Genomic DNA, 15,851 nt, shown 5'->3' on the forward strand with positions numbered 1-15,851 from the left:
CACAGAACATACACAGAACTCATTAAGTGAACGCCGTGCACGGTGTCACTGCGTCCCATTCGATGTGGATGGAGGGGTTTGGCTCGCCCTCCCCGCTGGGGAGGGCTGCGGACCAGACGGTCTGTAAGCCGGGTTCTGTTCCGCCTCCGAAGAAGCGGCGACGATCATTCCTCTAGGCCGGCCATTGCTGGACGGCTCTCGCGACCTACCCGGACCCTCTCGGCCAGTGACGGCCTATCCGACGCGAGGCCGGCGCGGGGTCCCTATTCGGTCTTGCTCCAGGCGGGGCTTGCCATGCCGTCCCTGTCGCCAGGTCCGCGGTGGGCTCTTACCCCACCCTTTCACCCTTCCCGCCCCGTAGGGAGGAGGTTTGCTTTCTGTGGCGCTATCCCTGGGATCGCTCCCGGTGGGCGTTACCCACCGCCTTGTCACCGTGGAGCCCGGACTTTCCTCGGCGTCCGAAGACGACGCGACCGCCCGACCGTCTGGTCCGGGGTCTTGGTGACGGACGCGGCGGTCCGGGTCAACCCCGGCGCATCAACTCCGCGATCGGATGGTCGCCCAGCCCCTGGGCCGCGCCGAGGCGATCGGCGTCGTTCTTGTTCTGCGAGAGCTTGAACGCGCCCTCCAGGCGCTCGACGAACAGGCGGCCGCCCTGGATGCCGCGCAGGAGAGCCTCGAACTTGCCGGGCTTCATCTTGTCGCGGGTCCAGGGCTTTTTGGGGAGAAGCCGCGCCTCTTCCTGGGCCGATAGGTCGTCGAGCAGGGCGATCAGCTCTTCGTCCTTCAGCGGCGCGACCGAGCCTTCGGCTTCGACGGACTGGTAGTTCCAGGTCGGGACCTGGTCGGCGCTCTCGTACCAGTCGGGGCTGACATAGGCGTCCAGGCCCGTGGCGAGGACCACCGCCCGGAAGCCTTGCGTCAGATGCGGCGTCAGGACGTTGCCGCGCGACAGGTGGAAGTCGAGCGCGATCTCGCCGTCCAAGTCGCGGATGACCACCGGGCTCTGGGCCACGAACGGCCGGCCGCCGACCGACGCCGCGATCGTCACGAACGGATGGGCGGCAATGAAGTCGAGCAGGACCGCGCGGTCTTCGACGCGGAAGCGGTTGTCGGGATGCATTACTCGGCCGCCGCGCGCAGCAGGCCCACCAATCGGGCTCGGGTCTCGCCGTCGGCGATGCCGTCGAAACGGCTCTGCAGCCAGTGGCGCTGGAAGGCGCCGACCACGGTGGCGGTCCACTCGTCGTACTTGCCGGTCGGGGCGCAGTCGAAGCCCAGGCGGGTCAGGCCGGCCTGTAGCGCGAAGACGCCAGTCCCCTCCTCGCCCTGGCCCAACGGCGCGCCCGGCGACGGGGCCGGCTCGATCCACAGGCCATGACCGCTTTCGGCCAGGCGCTTCCACGGGAAGAGCTCGCCTGGATCGATCTTGCGGGCCGGGGCGATGTCGGAGTGACCCAGGATCCGGCTGTCGGGGATCATCCAGCGCGAGCGCACGTCGGCCAGCAGGTTGATCACCGACGCGATCTGCGCCTCGGGGAACGGGCGATAGCCGAACTCGTGGCCGGGATTGACGATCTCGATGCCGATCGAGGCCGAGTTGATGTCCTTGACGCCCTTCCAGAAGGCGGCGCCGGCGTGCCAGGCGCGGCGCTCTTCGGGCACCAGGCGGAAGATACGGCCGTCTTCTTCCACGCAATAGTGCGCCGAGACCTTGGCCTCGGAGTCGCGCAGGCGCTCGATCGCCGCCTCGCCGGTCTCCATGCCCGTGTAGTGCAGGACGATCGTATCGGGCACGGCCTTGCGGGCGTCGAAGTTCGGCGACGGGGCCTCGATAAAGGACAGGCTCATTGGGCGCGGTTCCGGATCGACATCAGCAAGGGCATGACCTGATTCCGCCGAAGCGCGATGATCAGAACACCCAGCAAAGCCAGGCTGGCGCCGATCCCCATCCGCAGGTCGAAATGGTCGTGGGTGACCAGGACGCCCAGCAGGATCGTGAACAGCGGCGTCAGCAGGGTGAGCGGAGCGATCAGGTTGGCCTCATAGCGCTGGATCAGCCCGTAATAGGCCGTATGGGCCACGACCGAAACCACCAGGGCCGAGAACACCACCGCCGCCACGAACGGCCAGCCGGCGTGGACGCCGGCGGCGATCTGGCCAGGCTCCATGACGCCGCTCAAGGCCGCCAGCGGCCAGACCGAGCAGAAGCCGACCCAGGCCTGGAACTGCAGGGGCTTCACGCCCTCGACCTGCTTCATCATCACCGCGCCCAGCGAGCCGGCGAAGGCCGCCGCCGCGACCAGCCACAGGCCGGGCGACAGGTCGAAGCCGTGCGGACTCCACATCACCGTCACCGCGCCGGCCAGGGTGAGCGCTATCCCCAGGCCCCGCCGCCAGCGGATCTTCTCGCCCAGCATCAGCATCGACAGCAGGGTCGTGAACGGCACGCCCAGCTGGATCACCACCGAGGCGGCCGACGGCGAGGCGGTCTTGAAGCCCATGAACAGCAGGGCGAAGTTCCCCGCACCCATCAGCAGCGCCACCGCCACGATCCGCCAGGTCGGCTTGGGCGCGGGCAGCAGCCACGGCAGGGTCGCCAGCGCCACCAGCGAGAAGCGCACGGCCGCGTAGAACAGCGGCGGCACGCCCCAGTGGGCGACCACGATCTTGGACATGATGTTGTTGCCGGCCCAGATCAGGCAGATCAGGACAAGCAGGCCGAAGTCGCGCAGGGACATGAGCTATCCGATAGGCCGCAGTTGACGTTCGGTCAAAACGGTCGTTTGTTGGTGAACACTGTTCACATACAGCCACGCCGGGTCAACCGGCGGGTCAACAAGGGCGGACCGGGATGGAACATGTCGACGTACTGATCGTGGGCGCGGGCTTGTCGGGGATCGGCGCGGCCTATCACCTGAAGAAGCACTGCCCCGGCAAGAGCTACGCGATCCTGGAAGGGCGCGAGGCGATCGGCGGCACCTGGGACCTGTTCCGCTATCCCGGCATCCGGTCCGACAGCGACATGTACACCCTGGGCTACAGCTTCAAGCCGTGGAAGGCCGCCAAGGCCATCGCCGACGGCCCGTCGATCCTGTCCTACGTCCGCGAGACCGCCCGCGAGCACGACGTCGATCGCCACATCCGCTTCAAGCACATGGTCAAGCGCGCCAGCTGGTCGACCGAAACCGCGACCTGGACCGTCGAGGCCGAGCATGACGGCCAGTCCGTCAAGTTCACCTGCGGCTTCCTCTATATGTGCGCCGGCTACTATCGCTATTCGTCGGGCTACACGCCCGAGTTCGCCGGCGCCGAGCGGTTCAAGGGCCGCATCGTCCATCCGCAGCTCTGGCCCGAGGACCTCGACTACACCGGCAAGAAGGTCGTGGTGATCGGCAGCGGCGCCACCGCCGTGACCCTGGTGCCCGAGATGGCCAAGACCGCCGAGCACGTCGTCATGCTGCAGCGCTCGCCAACCTATGTGGTCTCGCGTCCGGCCGAGGACGGCGTGGCCAACTGGCTGCGCTCCAAGCTGCCGGCCATGACCGCCTATGGCCTGACCCGCTGGAAGAACGTCCTGTTCCAGATGCTGTTCTTCAACATGGCGCGGAAGAAACCTGAGAAGGTCAAGGAACGGCTGCTGGGCATGGTGCGCGAGCACCTGGGCCCGGACTACGACATCGGCACCCACTTCACGCCCAGCTACAATCCCTGGGACCAGCGCCTGTGCCTGGTGCCGGACGCCGACCTGTTCGCCTCGATCAAGGCCGGCTCCAGCTCGGTGGTCACCGATCACATCGACACCTTCACCGAGACCGGGATTCAGCTGAAGTCCGGCAAGACCCTGGACGCCGACGTCGTCGTCACCGCCACCGGCCTGCAGATGCAGCTCTTGAGCGGCATGGAGGTCGTGGTCGACGGCAAGGTCGCCGATCTGTCCCAGTCGATGAGCTACAAGGGCATGATGTTCAGCGACGTGCCGAACCTGGCCTCGGCGTTCGGCTACACCAACGCCAGCTGGACGCTGAAGGCGGACCTGACCAGCGAGTATGTCTGCCGCCTGATCAACCACATGACCCGCACGCGCACCGACTTCTGCGTGCCGCGCGTCGATGGCGAGATGGAGGTCGCGCCGTGGCTGGACTTCTCGTCCGGCTACGTCACCCGCGCCATCGGCCAGTTCCCCAAGCAGGGCCTGCGCAAGCCGTGGAAGGTGCACCAGAACTACGCCCTGGACCTGGCCGCCCTGCGCCTGGGCAAGGTCGAGGACGGGGTCATGCAGTTCGGCCGGAAGACCGGCGTAAAGGCCCAGCCGGTGAAGGCGATGGAAGCAGCCTAGTTTCCCTATCGGATTCGATAGGTTGCGACCGGCGGCCCTGACCCCGACCTTTCCTCGGGAAGGAGATCGCCATGGCCGACACCTATCTGGGCTGGAAGATCGACTACGCCAATCCGCCCGGCGAGCCCGCCTATCTGGAGCCGGGCTCGATGCACTGGCGGGTCTACAAGAACCCGATCGCCCTGGCGGTCGGGGGCGTGGCGGCCGTGCTGCTGGAGTTCGCCGACGCGCGGATTCGTTCGGGGGTCTGGGACCACTCGACCTACAAGGCCGACCCGATCGGCCGCTCCAAGCGCACCGGTATCGCCGCCATGGTCGGGGTCTATGGCCCGCAGGCCGCCGCGCGGCGGGTGATCCAGGGCGTCACCAACATGCACACGCGGGTGGTGGGGAACACGCCCAGCGGCGAGGCCTACAAGGCGCTGGACGTCGAGCTGCTGGACTGGGTCAGCGCCACCGCCGGCTACGGCTTCCTCAACGCCTATGACCGCTTCGTCGAGCCGCTGAGCGAGGCCGAGAAGACGCGGTTCTACGAGGAGGCCCACCCGATCGCTCGGCTCTACAGCGTGAAGTATTCGCCGTCGTCCCAGGCCGACTTCATGACGATGCTGGACAGGCTGGCGCCCCGCTTCGAGCCGCACCCGATTGTCGAGGAGTTCTTAGGCATCATCCAGTCGGGCAAGGCCGCGCCCAATGCGCCGAAGTTCCTGCACAAGGCCCTGGCGCGGGCGTCGGTGTCGCTATTGCCGCCGGTCGTGCGGGAGAAGTTGGCGCTAGGCCGCGAGTACGATCTGACGGCCTTCGACCGGCTGGCGCTGAAGGCCGCCGGCAGGCTGGCGGAGCGCATCCCCATGAAGAACTCACCGCCCAGCCAGGCCAGCGTGCGATTGGGACTGCCGTACGACTTCCTCTACCGGAGCAAGGCGGAGCAGAAGCGACTGCTCGCCAAATCCCACTCTCCGCTCATCCCCGCGAAAGCGGGGACCCAAGCCGAGGCTTAGCAACCACTACCGCATCCGCGTCGAGCGCCGCATGGGTCCCCGCTTTCGCGGGGATGAGCGGTGTTGGGTTATTCCTCTTCAAACCCTTCATCGTCCGCCACTGGAGCCACGGCCGGCGCGGTCTTCGGCGTCTTGCTCTTCACGAACCGCAGAGCGGTGTGGCTCTTCGAGAACGCGCAGACCTTGGTGTCGGAGAGGCCAAAGCCCCGCGCCGCGCCCAGCACGTCGGTGTCCTTCAGCGGCGCGCCCTTGCCCTTCTGGGAGACGATCCAGATCGCGCCCTTGTCGGCCAGGGTCCACATCAGGTCTTCCAGCCGGTCGAGGTCGGCCAGGTCGTCGGCGGCCAGGAACAGGATGTCGACGCCATCGGCCTCGTCGGCGTCCACCGGCTCGACGCGCGTCGACAGCTCGGCCAGGAATTCCTCGTCCTCGACGCCGTCGACCACCACGGTCATGCCGGGCTTCACGCCCAGTTTGTCCAGGCGCGAAGGCGGATTCTGGATCGCGTGCAGCCATTTGTCGGCCTGGCCCGGCTCTAGCGTAAAGCGGGTGCCGTCACTCAAGACCAGGTCATCGCCTTCGGTCCGTAGGTTCTTCAGGGCGTGGCCCTGGTAGATGCCGCGATAGGCCCCGCGGAAGATCAGCTTTGGCGGCTCCCACAGCAGCTTGCCCTCGCTCTCGCCGTCCGACAGCTGGCCCCAAACGCCACTTGCTTCCTTGCCCATGCTTATGCGCCCTTGAACGTCGGCTGACGCTTCTCGAGGATCGCGTCGACGCCTTCCATGTGGTCCTCGGTGTGGTGGGCGATGGCCTGGGCGGCCGCGCTCATCTCCATCAGGGTGTCGTAGCTGGCGGTCTGGCCATGCTTGAGCAGGCTCTTGGCCATGCGCAGGGCGTGCGGCGGCTGCTGGGCGATCCGGTTGGCCAGGATCATCGCCTCGTCCATCAGCGTCTCGGCCGGCACGGCCTTGCTGACCAGACCCCAGTCGGCGGCCTTGGCCGCGTCGATGACGTCGCCGGTGAAGAGGAGCTCAGCCGCGCGGCTCATGCCGATGGTGCGCGGCATCAACCAGGCGCCGCCGTCGCCGGGGATCAGACCCAGCTTCAGGAAGGTGACGCCGAACTTGGCGGTGTCGGCGGCGATGCGGATGTCGGTCATGCAGGCCACGTCGCAGCCCAGGCCGATCGCCGCGCCGTTCACCGCCGCGATCGACGGGACCTCCAGGCCGTAGATGGCCCGGACCACGCGGTGGATGTTCTTGCGATAGCCGTCGCGCACCGCCACGCCGTTGCCGCCGAACGCGCCTTCGCGGGCCTTCATCGCCTTGACGTCGCCGCCGGCCGAGAAGGCCTTGCCCGCGCCGGTCAGGATCACGCAGCGGATGTCTTGGTCGTCGTTGATCGCCTCGCAGGCCGCCGCCACCTGGTCGCCGTCGCCCGGCGCGCCCAAGGCGTTCATCGCCTCGGGGCGGTTCAGGGTGAGGATGGCGACATGGCCGCGCTTCTCGGTGAGGATCAAGGACAAGGGGCGCTCCTGCGAATTCTTGGTTTTCCCTTCCATAGCCTGCTTTCCCACACTGTGCAGCCGAACCGGGCCATACAACCAGTGCGTTCACACCGATCACGAAAACGCGACTGGCGCGGCGGACCGCATCGACATTGAGTGGACTCAGGGACGATCACGAAGGCTGCGGGATGACCGAGCACGCGAAGGCCCGACACGTGTTGATTATCGAGGATGAAATCCTCGTCGCGTTCGAGGTCGAAGCCCTCCTGACGGAGCAGGGCTTCACGAGTTTCGATATTGCCGACAGTCCGTCGGACGCCTTGGCCTTGGCCATGGCCAATCCGCCAGATCTGATCACGGCCGACTATCGCATCGTCGGCGGCACCGGCGAGGAAGCGGTCGAGGCCATCCAGCGCCATCTGGGGCGCATCCCCGTCGTCTATGTCACCGGCAACGCCGACCAGCTTCAGGGCCGCCTGACCCCCATCGTCGACAAGCCGATCTCGGCCCGCCGCCTGCGCGAGGCCTGCGCCCGAGCGTCCACGTCCTGAGCCAAACGTCCTGAGATTGCCGCCCTCCCGGCCAAGCCCTAGAATTGGACTCGGGAGGACGCGATGCACGAGATCACCACGCTCGAGGCCCTTGAGGCGCTGTACCAGCCCCAGCCCGTCGCCGCGTCGACCGTCAAGGTCACCGACCACATCACCCCGCACTACGCCGCCTTGATCGAGGCCTCGCCGTTCGTGGCCCTGGCCACCGTCGGCCCCGAAGGCCTGGACTGCAGCCCGCGCGGCGACCTGCCCGGCTTCGTCCGCATCGCCGATCCCAAGACGCTGATCCTGCCCGATCGGCGCGGCAATAACCGTATCGATTCCTTGCGCAACGTCGTTCGCGATCCGCGCGTGGCGCTGCTGTTCCTGATCCCCGGCTCGGGCACCACCTTCCGCGTCAACGGCCGGGCGGTGCTGAGCGTCGATCCCGAGCTGCTGGAGAGCTTTAGTGTCGACGGCAAGCCGCCCCGCACGGCGATGGTGGTCACGGTGGTGGAGGCCTACTTCCAGTGCGCCCGCGCCATCGTCCGCTCGGGCCTGTGGAAGCCGGAAAGCCACGTCGATCCGAAGTCGCTGCCGACACCCGGCGCCATGCTGGCGGCGGTGACAGCCGGGGAGGTCGGCGGCGAGACCTACGACCGCGAATGGCCGGGCCGCGCCGCGAAGACGATGTGGTGAGGCTCGCTGTTCTGATCCTGGCCGGCCTGGCGCTGAGCGCGATCGGCGTCGCGGCCTTCGTGCTGCGCGATCCGCCGAATTCGCCCGATCACATCGCCCGCGAGTGCCGCTTCATCGCGACTCTCGAAGCCAAGCGCATGGCCTGGCGCGATGAATGGGGTCCCGTTTCCTTTGAGCTCTGGCGCGCCGAGGATCGGACCAGCGGCGCCGCACGACCTGAGCTTGAGCGCTGGGGCTACCAACATCTGCCCTGGCAGACCGTGCTGCTTCGCTACATGACGCCAAGCGCCGTCGCGCCGATCAATTGCGGACAGGCCCTGAAGGCGTCGGGCGCGCCCGAGGTGATCAAACACAACCAAGGTCCCACGCGGCAGATCGACCGCCGCCAGTACTCCCGCGTCACCTTCTTTCCCGGCGATCGTTTCGCGCTGGCGCGAGTGTCGCTCTGCGGGCTGGACGACAACGGCTGGGACCAGGAAAGCCGCGCCTACATCTGGAGCCGCGACGGCGAGACCTGGACGATGATCTCGGACGATAGCTCGCCGGCCATCTACAGGTTTCCCCGCTACAAGCCGCCGATGCGCTGCTTCGAGACGCCGGTCTACTAGCAAGCCCGGCCGCGCCGGGAGGCGACGCGGCCGGGTCCTCGACTAGCCCTGGATCAGCCGGCCCAGCGGGGCCAGCGGACCGACGGGAACATAGTCGAAGGTCATGAAGCCGGCCTCGGCCAGCGGCAGGCCGCCGACGATCGCCTTGGCCTCGTCCACCGTGGCGGCGTTGACCAGGAAGACCACGCCCAGGCGGTCGTGGCGGAACCAGAACTGGTCGATCTTCTCATCGAGATAGAGCTGGAGGGTGGCCGGAACCTCCTGGGGCATGATCTGGGCCTGCTGCTCCGGCGTGGGCTGCTTGGTGATGGCGCCGAGGGCGAGAACTTTCATGGGGTGCTCCTGGTCGCCGGCGTGGCGACGGGGAGAGGGATAGCCTTGGCGCGGCGCGACCTGTATCGTCGTAACTGACAACTTTAGGGCCATTCACGCCATGCGCATCGCCATCCTGGCGCTCGACGGACTGTTCGACACCGGCCTCACCATCGCGCTGGACGCCTTCGGCATCGCCAACAACCTGTCGGCTCAGGTCCTCGGTGGCTCGCCGCGCTTCGACGTCACGGTGGTGGGCGTGCGCCGCAGGGTCCGGTCCGGACGCGGGCTGTCGATCCCCACCCAGCCGATCACCGCCGACCTGAAGCCGGACTGGATCTACGTCCCTGCCCTGGCCGGCGCCGCGCCCGAGCCGCTGACCGCCGCCCTCGCCCGCCCCGACGTGCGCCAGGCCAAGGACCAGCTGCGGACCTGGCATGAGGACGGCGCCCAGATCGCCGCCTCGTGCGTCGGGACCTTCCTGGTCGCCGAGGCCGGCCTCCTGGACCACCGCGAGGCGACCACGACCTGGTGGCTGTCGCCGATGTTCCGCCAGCGCTATCCGAAGGTGAAGCTGGACGAGTCGCGCATGCTGGTCCCGACCGACATCGGGGTGACAGCCGGCGCGGCCATGGGGCACCTCGATCTGGTGCTCTGGCTGATCCGCAGCGCCAGTCCCGAGCTGGCGACCCTGGTCTCGCGCTACCTGCTGGCCGATATCCGCTCGACCCAGGCGGCCTACATCATCCCCAACCACCTGGCGCAGTCCGATCCGCTGATGCTGCGCTTCGAGCGCTGGGCCCGCGACCGCTTGCAGGAAGGCTTCTCGCTGCACGGCGCGGCCGACGCCCTGGCCGTCAGCCCGCGCTCGCTGCAACGCCGCTGCCAGGCGGTGTTGGGCAAGTCGCCCCTGGCCTATTTCCAGGACCTGCGGGTGGAACGCGCCCAGTCGCTGCTGCACGGCAGCGGCCTGGACATCGACGCCATCGCCGCGCAGGTCGGCTATGTCGATGGGGCGACCTTGCGGACCCTGCTGCGCCAGCGCCTGGGCCGGGGCGTACGCGAGCTACGCGCCGACCTGCGCTAACTCTCCTCGATCTGGCGCTCGTCCTCGCGGCTGATCGAGACCTCTTCGAAGTCCAGCTCCTCCTGCAGGATCAGGAAGGCGTCGGGGCCGACGGCCTGGGCGTTGCGCAGCTCTTCCAGGCGTTCGCGCTCGCGGCGGATGGCCTTCAGGCCCAGGGTGCGGCGCGCCTCCAGATCTCCGGTCCGGGGCGGGACCTGGGTCGGCACGGCGGCGAAGCGGTAGCGCCAGTGGTCGGCCGCCGCGCCGGTCTTGCTCTCCAGCATCGCCAGGGCGACGCCGGCCATGTCGGCGCGCGTTCGGACCAGCTCCTCGTCCAGTCCGTTCTCGCCGTCCAGCCCCATCAGGCGAGCCAGGGGCGACAGGGTCAGGCCTTGCAGCACCAGGGTGGCCAGCACGACGGCGAAGGCGGTCAGCACGATCAGGTCGCGCTGCGGGAAACTGGCCGGCAGGGCGAAGGCGGTGGCCAGGGTGACGACGCCGCGCATGCCGCACCAGCCGACCAGGACCCCATGCTTGAGGGTCGGCGTCGGATAGCCGCTGCCCCGCAAACCCGGGAAAAGCTGCGCCAGGCGGATATAGATCAGCACCCAGGCCATCCGCACCACGATCAGGCAGCCGATCACCGCCGCGGCGAACAGGGCCGCCTCCTCTAGCCGCGCGCGCGGCATGGCCGCCACGATGGTCCGGGCCTGCAAGCCCATCAGCAGGAAGGCCAGGACGTTCAGCAGGAACACCGCCGAGGTCCAGACGGCGAAGCTGTGGATCCGCATGCGCGGCGGCGTGCGCAGGCCGGCCGTGCGGGCGATGGTCATGGCGAAGGCCACCAGGCACAGCACCGCCGACAGCCCCAGGCGCTCGGCGATGATCCAGGCCCCGAAGCAGGTGACGAACTCGGCGACATTGCCGCCCAGGGTGCCGGTCACGAACGGGTTCACGAAGCGCAGCACCCGGGCCAGGATGATGCCCAGGATGACCCCGCCCGGCGCGGCCAGGGTCAGCTTGACGGCCAGGGTGGTGTCGATGCCGCCCTGCGCCTGCAAGGCCAGCGCCGCCGAGAACAGCAGCAGGGCCGAGGCGTCGTTCAGCAGGCTCTCGCCCTTCAGCACGGACACCGAGCCGCGCGGCAGGCGGATGCTGCTGAGGATGGCCGTGGCGGCCGCCGCGTCCGGCGGCGCGACGATCGCGCCCAGCGCCAGGGCGGCGGCGATCGGCAGGCCGGCCATGGTCACGCCCAGCCAGGCCACCGCCCCCGCGCTGAGGATCACCGCCACGATGGCCAGGGCGAACAGCGGCCGCCACAGCCGCCGCGCGTCACCGACCGGAAAGTCGAAGGCCGCGTCGACCAGAGCCGGGGCCAGGAACAGCGCCAAAGCCGTATGCGGCTCGATCGAGATCGTCGGCGCGCCCGGCACCAGGGCCAAGCACACGCCAGCGGCGGCCAGCAAGGCTGGATAGGGCGCCTTCAGCCGGCGCGAGACCTGCAACAGCAGCACCGCGGCGGCCAGCAAGGCGAGCAGGCTCTCGAAAAAGCTCAAGCGGCGGGTCTCCCGGATCGACGCACGACCTTACGCACCTGACCCGAAAACAAAAGCGGCCCAAACAGAAGCGGCCTTGGGCTCCCCACCCAAGGCCGCTTGAAACACAGTAGTCGCCCCAAGTTACCTTGGAGAGCGATGCTTAGTCGTCGCGGTGGACGCGTTCGCGGCGCTCGTGGCGTTCCTGGGCCTCGACGCTCATGGTCGCCGTGGGGCGAGCATCCAGTCGGGCCAGGCCGATGGGCTCGCCCGTCTCCTCGCAATAGCCGTAGGAGCCGTCCTCGACGCGGCGCAGGGCCTGGTCGATCTTGGAGATCAGCTTCCGTTGACGATCGCGGGTACGGAGCTCAAGAGCCCGGTCGGTTTCCGAGGACGCGCGATCAGCGAGATCGGCGTGGTTCTCGGTTTCTTTCTGGAGGTGGACGACCGTTTCGCGAGATTCGCGAAGGATCTCCTCTTTCCAGGCCAGCAGCTTGTCCTTGAAATACTCAAGCTGCCGCTCGTTCATAAAAGGCTCGTCCTCGGAAGGACGATAATCAGACTTCTCGACTAGAACTGTGGCCGTTTGCATCAACGCCTCACGCCCCAATGAACTCAGCCCTTAAGGGCTGGGTGCTTATAGCAAAAGATGAGCCGGGTTCAATGAACCTCGCGTGAGTGGCGCGTTCAGCTTTCGCGCCCCTCGCCGGAGGGCCGTGGACACGGCGACGACAGGTGTAAAACGCGCGAGAAAGCCAAGCGTGGCAGGGAAAAACCGATTTCGAGGTCCCTGCCCTGGCCATGTCAGCTACGCGCCTGAAGCTTGGCCAGCTCGACGGCGGCGCGCGTTTCGATTTCGTTGAGGATGCCCTCCAGATTGGGGTCCTCGGTATTTTCCCGCTGCTCGCGGATGGCGCGGGTCAGGCGGTCCAGGGTGTCGTGCGAGATATCCCCGTCGATCATCCCGATATGGACGTCGCCCAGCAGGTCCAGGATGTGCTCGGCGCGGCGCACCGCGCGGCGCTTGCGTTCCAGCGGGCTGCCAACCGCGCCCATCTCCTGCAAGGCCAGCAGGGCGTCGACCGAGCCGACGCCGGACAGGCCGCCCACCGAGGCGGTGCTGGCGGCGCCGCTGGCGGCGTTCACGGACGGGAGCGAGAAGCTCGACGATCCGCCGGCCGGCTTGGCCCGCGACGCGCCGCTCGCACCTACGCCCCCCGTGCTCGAAACCTTCATCCGACAGCTCCAAAAAGCTTATGCGCGCGAGTCACTTATCCCGCACACCACTCATAATCCACCTGGGCGCTTGAAGTATGGTTAATGCCGGGCAGATTCTGCCGTGAGGCGCCGAGCGGACCAGCGCCGAATCTCGAATCCCTTGAGTCACAAGGCTCTGAGCACGATCAGGAAACTGGCCCGCTTCTGGCATGGGGCGGCGCGGGGACGGTTCCCCACGACGAGATTGCCATGCCGCGTTCATTCTTTCGCACTGTCCTGACCGCCCTCGCCGCCGTTTCCTGCCTGGTCGCTGCTCCGGCGTTCGCCAAGTCGCGCATCAAGGACATCGTCGCCTTCGAAGGCGTCCGCGAGAACCAGTTGATCGGCTACGGCATCGTGGTCGGCCTGAACGGCACGGGCGACAGCCTGCGCAACGCGCCGATGACCAAGCAGAGCCTCGAGGCCATGCTGGAGCGCCAGGGCGTCAACGTCCGCGACGGCAATCTCAACACCAAGAACACCGCCGCCGTCATGGTCACGGCCAGCCTGCCGCCGTTCTCGGCCTCGGGCTCGAAGCTGGACGTCACCGTCGCGACCCTGGGCGACGCCAAGAGCCTGCTGGGCGGCACCCTGCTGGTCACCAGCCTGCAAGGCGCGGACGGCCAGACCTACGCCGTGGCCCAAGGCACCGTGCAGACGGGCTCGGTCTCGGCCGGCGGCGCCTCGGGCAGCTCGGTCACCAAGGGCGTGCCGACGGCCGGCCGCATCGCCGGCGGCGGCGTCATCGAGCGCGAGACCGGCTTCCAGATGGTCAATATGGACATCATGCGCCTGACCCTGCGCAATCCGGACTTCACCACCGCACGCCGCGTGGCCGACGCCATCAACGCCAAGTTCCCCGGCAGCGCCCAAGCCCAGAACCCGACCATCATCGCCACCCGCGCCCCGGCCGGCATGGACATGATCAGCTTCATCACCAACATCGAGAACCTGACGGTCGAGCCCGACGGCCCGGCCAAGGTGGTGATCGACGAAGTGGCCGGCGTCATCGTCATGGGCGACGACGTCCGCATCAGCAAGGTGGCGATCGCCCAGGGCAACCTGACCATCTCGGTCCAGGAAAACCCGGCCGTCAGCCAACCCGCTCCCTTCAGCCAGGGTCAGACCAAGGTCGTGCCGCAGTCGACGGTCAGCGTCGACGAGGAGAAGGGCAAGCAGCTGCTGACCCTGGGCGGCGCGCCGTCGCTCAAGGGCCTGGTCGGCGGCCTCAACGCCCTGGGCGTCACGCCCCGCGACATGATCTCCATCCTGCAGGCCGTGAAGGCCGCGGGCGCCCTGCAAGCCGACATCGAGGTGATGTGATGAGCGCGCTTTCGACGATCTCCACCTACGTCCCGCAGTTCGGCGCGACCGCTGGCTCCATCAAGACCGCCGCCCAGGCGGTGAAAAGCGCCGCGACCACGGTCCAGGGCGCGGTTCAGGACGCCGCCAGCGCGGCCAAGGAAGCCAAGCAGCGCGCCAAGATCAAAGAGACGGCCAACACGTTCGAGTCCTCGTTCATGTCCGTGATGATGCAGCAGATGTTCGAGGGCGTGAAAACCGAAGAGCCCTTCGGCGGCGGCAACGGCGAAGAGATGTTCAAGTCGGTCCTGACCGACGCGATGTCGAAGGAAGTGACCAAGGCCGGCGGTATCGGCCTGGCCGCCACGATCCAGCGCGAAATGCTGAAGATGCAAGGTCTGAAGGAGTAACCCCATGGCCATCGCCGCCGTCGACGCCGACGATCGCGTCCACCAGCTGACCTTGCTGACCGAGCGCCTGACCGACCTGATCGCCAAGGAAGCCACGGCCTTCGAGACCCACCGCCCCCATGAGGCGGCGCAGTACGTTGAAGAGACGGCGAAGCTCGCCAATGTCTATCGGCACGAGTCGATGCGGGTCCGTCACAACGTCGCTCTGGTCGAGGCCGCTCGCCCCGAACTGCGCCAGCGCCTGATGCGCGCCACCGAGGCCTTCGACGCCGTCCTGGCCCGCCAAGCCCGCGCCGTGAACGCCGCCAAGACGGTCACCGAGGGCCTGGTCCACGCCGTGGCCCAGGAGATCGCCAGCCAGCGCGCCGCACCGGCCACGACCTACGGCTCCGGCGGCATGGTCAACGACCGCCCACAGCACGGCTCGGCGATCACGCTGAACCGCAAGGCCTAGAAGAACTCGTCCAGCATGAGGTGGAAGCGCAGCTTCCCCTCGTCGGACCGGTCGATCCCGTAGGTTTTCAGGAAGCGCGCCTGGAGCGAAGGGCCAAACTCGCCCAGGCCGTTCCAGGCGATGGCCAGGTCCTGATAACGATCGGCCAAGCCCACGCGGCCGACATCGATACAGCCGACCACCGCGCCGTCCCGCAGGATCAGGTTGTCGAGCGAATAGTCGCCATGGGTCACGACCGTGTCGGCCGCCAGCGGCAGCAGCGCCGTCATCTCGTCCCACACCGCCTGGGCGGTCATCCCCGCCCGCTCCTCATCGAAGTCGTCGGCGTCGACCAGGCCGGCCTCCAGCCGCGCCCGCGCCCTGGCCAACCGGAAGCGGTGGTCGCTGGTGAAGGGGCAGTCCTCGACCGGGATAGCGTGCAGGCGCTTCAGGTGCAGCGCCAGGGCGTCGACGATGCTCTCCTGGGCTTCGTCGTCCGCCGCCTCGAGCAATTGATAGGCGGTCTGGCCGGCGATCGCCTCCATCAGCAGCCAGGCCTCATCCGGCGCGCCGATGAAGCCGGACACGGCCGGAACGGGCAGGCGCCCCGCCAGCCAGCGCAGCCGAACCATTTCGTCCGTCACGTCCTCGGCGATCGGCCCGCGGCCGTGCTTGAGATAGAGGTCCGGCGCACCGGCGCGGCCGAACAGGCGATAGACCGCGCCGCCGGACTCGCCGACCGTGTCGCGCGCCCAGGCGTAGCCGGCAACTATCGCAGCCAGACTCGCAGGCGTCTCGATGGCGGCGCAGGGTTCTTCTCGATCGGTGTTCGACATGGGTGGGATGTGGGTG

At 67.9% G+C, this 15,851-nt stretch carries 19 protein-coding genes and 1 other RNA gene; 9 read left to right on the forward strand and 11 right to left on the reverse strand.

The window, feature by feature from the left end; genetic code table 11:
• Positions 1-108 precede the first annotated feature (108 nt).
• The 4 genes from rnpB to AC07YH_RS18865 form a co-directional block, all read right to left on the reverse strand.
• Positions 109-489: RNase P RNA component class A (gene rnpB, locus AC07YH_RS18850), an RNA gene on the reverse strand.
• Positions 490-523: 34 nt separating this feature from the next.
• On the reverse strand, positions 524-1,123 hold the full coding sequence (locus AC07YH_RS18855) for an FMN-binding negative transcriptional regulator (RefSeq protein WP_494748491.1): 600 nt from the start codon (positions 1,121-1,123) through the stop codon (positions 524-526).
• The gene (locus tag AC07YH_RS18860; protein ID WP_494748492.1) at positions 1,123-1,851 is read right to left on the reverse strand and encodes an N-acetylmuramoyl-L-alanine amidase; all 729 of its coding nucleotides are present in this window, start codon (positions 1,849-1,851) and stop codon (positions 1,123-1,125) included. Before AC07YH_RS18860 ends, AC07YH_RS18855 begins: the two co-directional genes overlap by 1 nt.
• Positions 1,848-2,741: a DMT family transporter gene (locus AC07YH_RS18865; protein WP_494748493.1), complete on the reverse strand. Its 894-nt coding sequence runs from the start codon at positions 2,739-2,741 to the stop codon at positions 1,848-1,850. The genes AC07YH_RS18860 and AC07YH_RS18865 overlap by 4 nt, the downstream gene beginning before the upstream one ends.
• 113 nt (positions 2,742-2,854) lie before the next feature.
• Between AC07YH_RS18865 and AC07YH_RS18870 the strand changes: the two genes are divergently transcribed.
• Positions 2,855-4,339 carry a flavin-containing monooxygenase gene (locus tag AC07YH_RS18870; RefSeq protein ID WP_494748494.1) on the forward strand — a complete coding sequence of 495 codons (1,485 nt, stop codon included), beginning with the start codon at positions 2,855-2,857 and terminating at the stop codon, positions 4,337-4,339.
• 71 nt (positions 4,340-4,410) lie between these two features.
• Positions 4,411-5,340, forward strand: coding sequence for an oxygenase MpaB family protein (locus AC07YH_RS18875; RefSeq protein ID WP_494748495.1), 930 nt, complete (start codon positions 4,411-4,413; stop codon positions 5,338-5,340).
• A 68-nt stretch (positions 5,341-5,408) separates the two neighbouring features.
• On the opposite strand, the gene AC07YH_RS18880 is transcribed toward AC07YH_RS18875, so the two are convergent.
• Both AC07YH_RS18880 and AC07YH_RS18885 read right to left on the reverse strand, forming a co-directional pair.
• A complete protein-coding gene (locus AC07YH_RS18880; protein ID WP_494748496.1) occupies positions 5,409-6,065 on the reverse strand; it encodes a DUF3052 family protein in 657 nt (218 codons plus the stop codon).
• A gap of 2 nt (positions 6,066-6,067) precedes the next feature.
• Positions 6,068-6,865, reverse strand: coding sequence for a crotonase/enoyl-CoA hydratase family protein (locus tag AC07YH_RS18885; protein ID WP_494748497.1), 798 nt, complete (start codon positions 6,863-6,865; stop codon positions 6,068-6,070).
• 170 nt (positions 6,866-7,035) lie between these two features.
• On the opposite strand from AC07YH_RS18885, the gene AC07YH_RS18890 reads away from it, so the two are divergent.
• The 3 genes from AC07YH_RS18890 to AC07YH_RS18900 all read left to right on the forward strand — a co-directional run bounded on the left by AC07YH_RS18890 (position 7,036) and on the right by AC07YH_RS18900 (position 8,684).
• Positions 7,036-7,398 carry a response regulator gene (locus AC07YH_RS18890; RefSeq protein ID WP_494748498.1) on the forward strand — a complete coding sequence of 121 codons (363 nt, stop codon included), beginning with the start codon at positions 7,036-7,038 and terminating at the stop codon, positions 7,396-7,398.
• Positions 7,399-7,461: 63 nt separating this feature from the next.
• A complete protein-coding gene (locus tag AC07YH_RS18895) occupies positions 7,462-8,076 on the forward strand; it encodes a pyridoxamine 5'-phosphate oxidase family protein (protein WP_494748499.1) in 615 nt (204 codons plus the stop codon).
• Positions 8,073-8,684, forward strand: a complete 612-nt coding sequence (locus AC07YH_RS18900) for a hypothetical protein (protein ID WP_494748500.1) — start codon at positions 8,073-8,075, stop codon at positions 8,682-8,684. Before AC07YH_RS18895 ends, AC07YH_RS18900 begins: the two co-directional genes overlap by 4 nt.
• 42 nt (positions 8,685-8,726) lie before the next feature.
• On the opposite strand, the gene AC07YH_RS18905 is transcribed toward AC07YH_RS18900, so the two are convergent.
• The gene (locus tag AC07YH_RS18905; RefSeq protein WP_494748501.1) at positions 8,727-9,017 is read right to left on the reverse strand and encodes a hypothetical protein; all 291 of its coding nucleotides are present in this window, start codon (positions 9,015-9,017) and stop codon (positions 8,727-8,729) included.
• Positions 9,018-9,117: 100 nt separating this feature from the next.
• On the opposite strand from AC07YH_RS18905, the gene AC07YH_RS18910 reads away from it, so the two are divergent.
• Complete coding sequence (locus tag AC07YH_RS18910; RefSeq protein WP_494748502.1) at positions 9,118-10,083, forward strand: GlxA family transcriptional regulator; 966 nt, start codon at positions 9,118-9,120, stop codon at positions 10,081-10,083.
• On the opposite strand, the gene AC07YH_RS18915 is transcribed toward AC07YH_RS18910, so the two are convergent.
• The 3 genes from AC07YH_RS18915 to fliX form a co-directional block, all read right to left on the reverse strand.
• Positions 10,080-11,618, reverse strand: coding sequence for a cation:proton antiporter (locus tag AC07YH_RS18915; protein ID WP_494748503.1), 1,539 nt, complete (start codon positions 11,616-11,618; stop codon positions 10,080-10,082). The genes AC07YH_RS18910 and AC07YH_RS18915 overlap by 4 nt on opposite strands.
• 142 nt (positions 11,619-11,760) lie before the next feature.
• Positions 11,761-12,189 carry an RNA polymerase-binding protein DksA gene (gene dksA, locus AC07YH_RS18920; RefSeq protein ID WP_494748547.1) on the reverse strand — a complete coding sequence of 143 codons (429 nt, stop codon included), beginning with the start codon at positions 12,187-12,189 and terminating at the stop codon, positions 11,761-11,763.
• Positions 12,190-12,401: 212 nt separating this feature from the next.
• Complete coding sequence (gene fliX, locus AC07YH_RS18925) at positions 12,402-12,833, reverse strand: flagellar assembly regulator FliX (RefSeq protein WP_494748504.1); 432 nt, start codon at positions 12,831-12,833, stop codon at positions 12,402-12,404.
• A gap of 231 nt (positions 12,834-13,064) precedes the next feature.
• Between fliX and AC07YH_RS18930 the strand changes: the two genes are divergently transcribed.
• The 3 genes from AC07YH_RS18930 to AC07YH_RS18940 are packed head-to-tail and all read left to right on the forward strand — an operon-like array spanning position 13,065 to position 15,020.
• Complete coding sequence (locus AC07YH_RS18930; protein WP_494748505.1) at positions 13,065-14,177, forward strand: flagellar basal body P-ring protein FlgI; 1,113 nt, start codon at positions 13,065-13,067, stop codon at positions 14,175-14,177.
• Positions 14,177-14,566, forward strand: coding sequence for a rod-binding protein (locus AC07YH_RS18935; protein WP_494748506.1), 390 nt, complete (start codon positions 14,177-14,179; stop codon positions 14,564-14,566). Before AC07YH_RS18930 ends, AC07YH_RS18935 begins: the two co-directional genes overlap by 1 nt.
• Positions 14,567-14,570: 4 nt before the next feature.
• On the forward strand, positions 14,571-15,020 hold the full coding sequence (locus AC07YH_RS18940; RefSeq protein WP_494748507.1) for a flagellar basal body protein: 450 nt from the start codon (positions 14,571-14,573) through the stop codon (positions 15,018-15,020).
• Here the strand turns inward: AC07YH_RS18940 and AC07YH_RS18945 are convergent.
• On the reverse strand, positions 15,017-15,835 hold the full coding sequence (locus AC07YH_RS18945; RefSeq protein ID WP_494748508.1) for an APH(3')-I family aminoglycoside O-phosphotransferase: 819 nt from the start codon (positions 15,833-15,835) through the stop codon (positions 15,017-15,019). The genes AC07YH_RS18940 and AC07YH_RS18945 overlap by 4 nt on opposite strands.
• Positions 15,836-15,851: the final 16 nt, after the last annotated feature.

The organism is Caulobacter sp. GW456-12-1-14-TSB4, assembly GCF_059424195.1.

What these genes read in the sequence shown, in the direction of transcription:
- AC07YH_RS18895 (WP_494748499.1), top strand. Translation starts at nt 7,462, where the DNA reads ATGCACGAGATCACCACGCTCGAGGCCCTTGAGGCGCTGTACCAGCCC.
- AC07YH_RS18905 (WP_494748501.1), bottom strand. Translation starts at nt 9,017, where the DNA reads ATGAAAGTTCTCGCCCTCGGCGCCATCACCAAGCAGCCCACGCCGGAG.
- AC07YH_RS18910 (WP_494748502.1), top strand. Translation starts at nt 9,118, where the DNA reads ATGCGCATCGCCATCCTGGCGCTCGACGGACTGTTCGACACCGGCCTC.
- fliX (WP_494748504.1), bottom strand. Translation starts at nt 12,833, where the DNA reads ATGAAGGTTTCGAGCACGGGGGGCGTAGGTGCGAGCGGCGCGTCGCGG.
- AC07YH_RS18930 (WP_494748505.1), top strand. Translation starts at nt 13,065, where the DNA reads ATGCCGCGTTCATTCTTTCGCACTGTCCTGACCGCCCTCGCCGCCGTT.
- AC07YH_RS18870 (WP_494748494.1), top strand. Translation starts at nt 2,855, where the DNA reads ATGGAACATGTCGACGTACTGATCGTGGGCGCGGGCTTGTCGGGGATC.
- AC07YH_RS18935 (WP_494748506.1), top strand. Translation starts at nt 14,177, where the DNA reads ATGAGCGCGCTTTCGACGATCTCCACCTACGTCCCGCAGTTCGGCGCG.
- AC07YH_RS18875 (WP_494748495.1), top strand. Translation starts at nt 4,411, where the DNA reads ATGGCCGACACCTATCTGGGCTGGAAGATCGACTACGCCAATCCGCCC.
- AC07YH_RS18855 (WP_494748491.1), bottom strand. Translation starts at nt 1,123, where the DNA reads ATGCATCCCGACAACCGCTTCCGCGTCGAAGACCGCGCGGTCCTGCTC.
- AC07YH_RS18865 (WP_494748493.1), bottom strand. Translation starts at nt 2,741, where the DNA reads ATGTCCCTGCGCGACTTCGGCCTGCTTGTCCTGATCTGCCTGATCTGG.
- AC07YH_RS18890 (WP_494748498.1), top strand. Translation starts at nt 7,036, where the DNA reads ATGACCGAGCACGCGAAGGCCCGACACGTGTTGATTATCGAGGATGAA.
- AC07YH_RS18945 (WP_494748508.1), bottom strand. Translation starts at nt 15,835, where the DNA reads ATGTCGAACACCGATCGAGAAGAACCCTGCGCCGCCATCGAGACGCCT.
- AC07YH_RS18860 (WP_494748492.1), bottom strand. Translation starts at nt 1,851, where the DNA reads ATGAGCCTGTCCTTTATCGAGGCCCCGTCGCCGAACTTCGACGCCCGC.
- AC07YH_RS18880 (WP_494748496.1), bottom strand. Translation starts at nt 6,065, where the DNA reads ATGGGCAAGGAAGCAAGTGGCGTTTGGGGCCAGCTGTCGGACGGCGAG.
- AC07YH_RS18940 (WP_494748507.1), top strand. Translation starts at nt 14,571, where the DNA reads ATGGCCATCGCCGCCGTCGACGCCGACGATCGCGTCCACCAGCTGACC.
- dksA (WP_494748547.1), bottom strand. Translation starts at nt 12,189, where the DNA reads ATGCAAACGGCCACAGTTCTAGTCGAGAAGTCTGATTATCGTCCTTCC.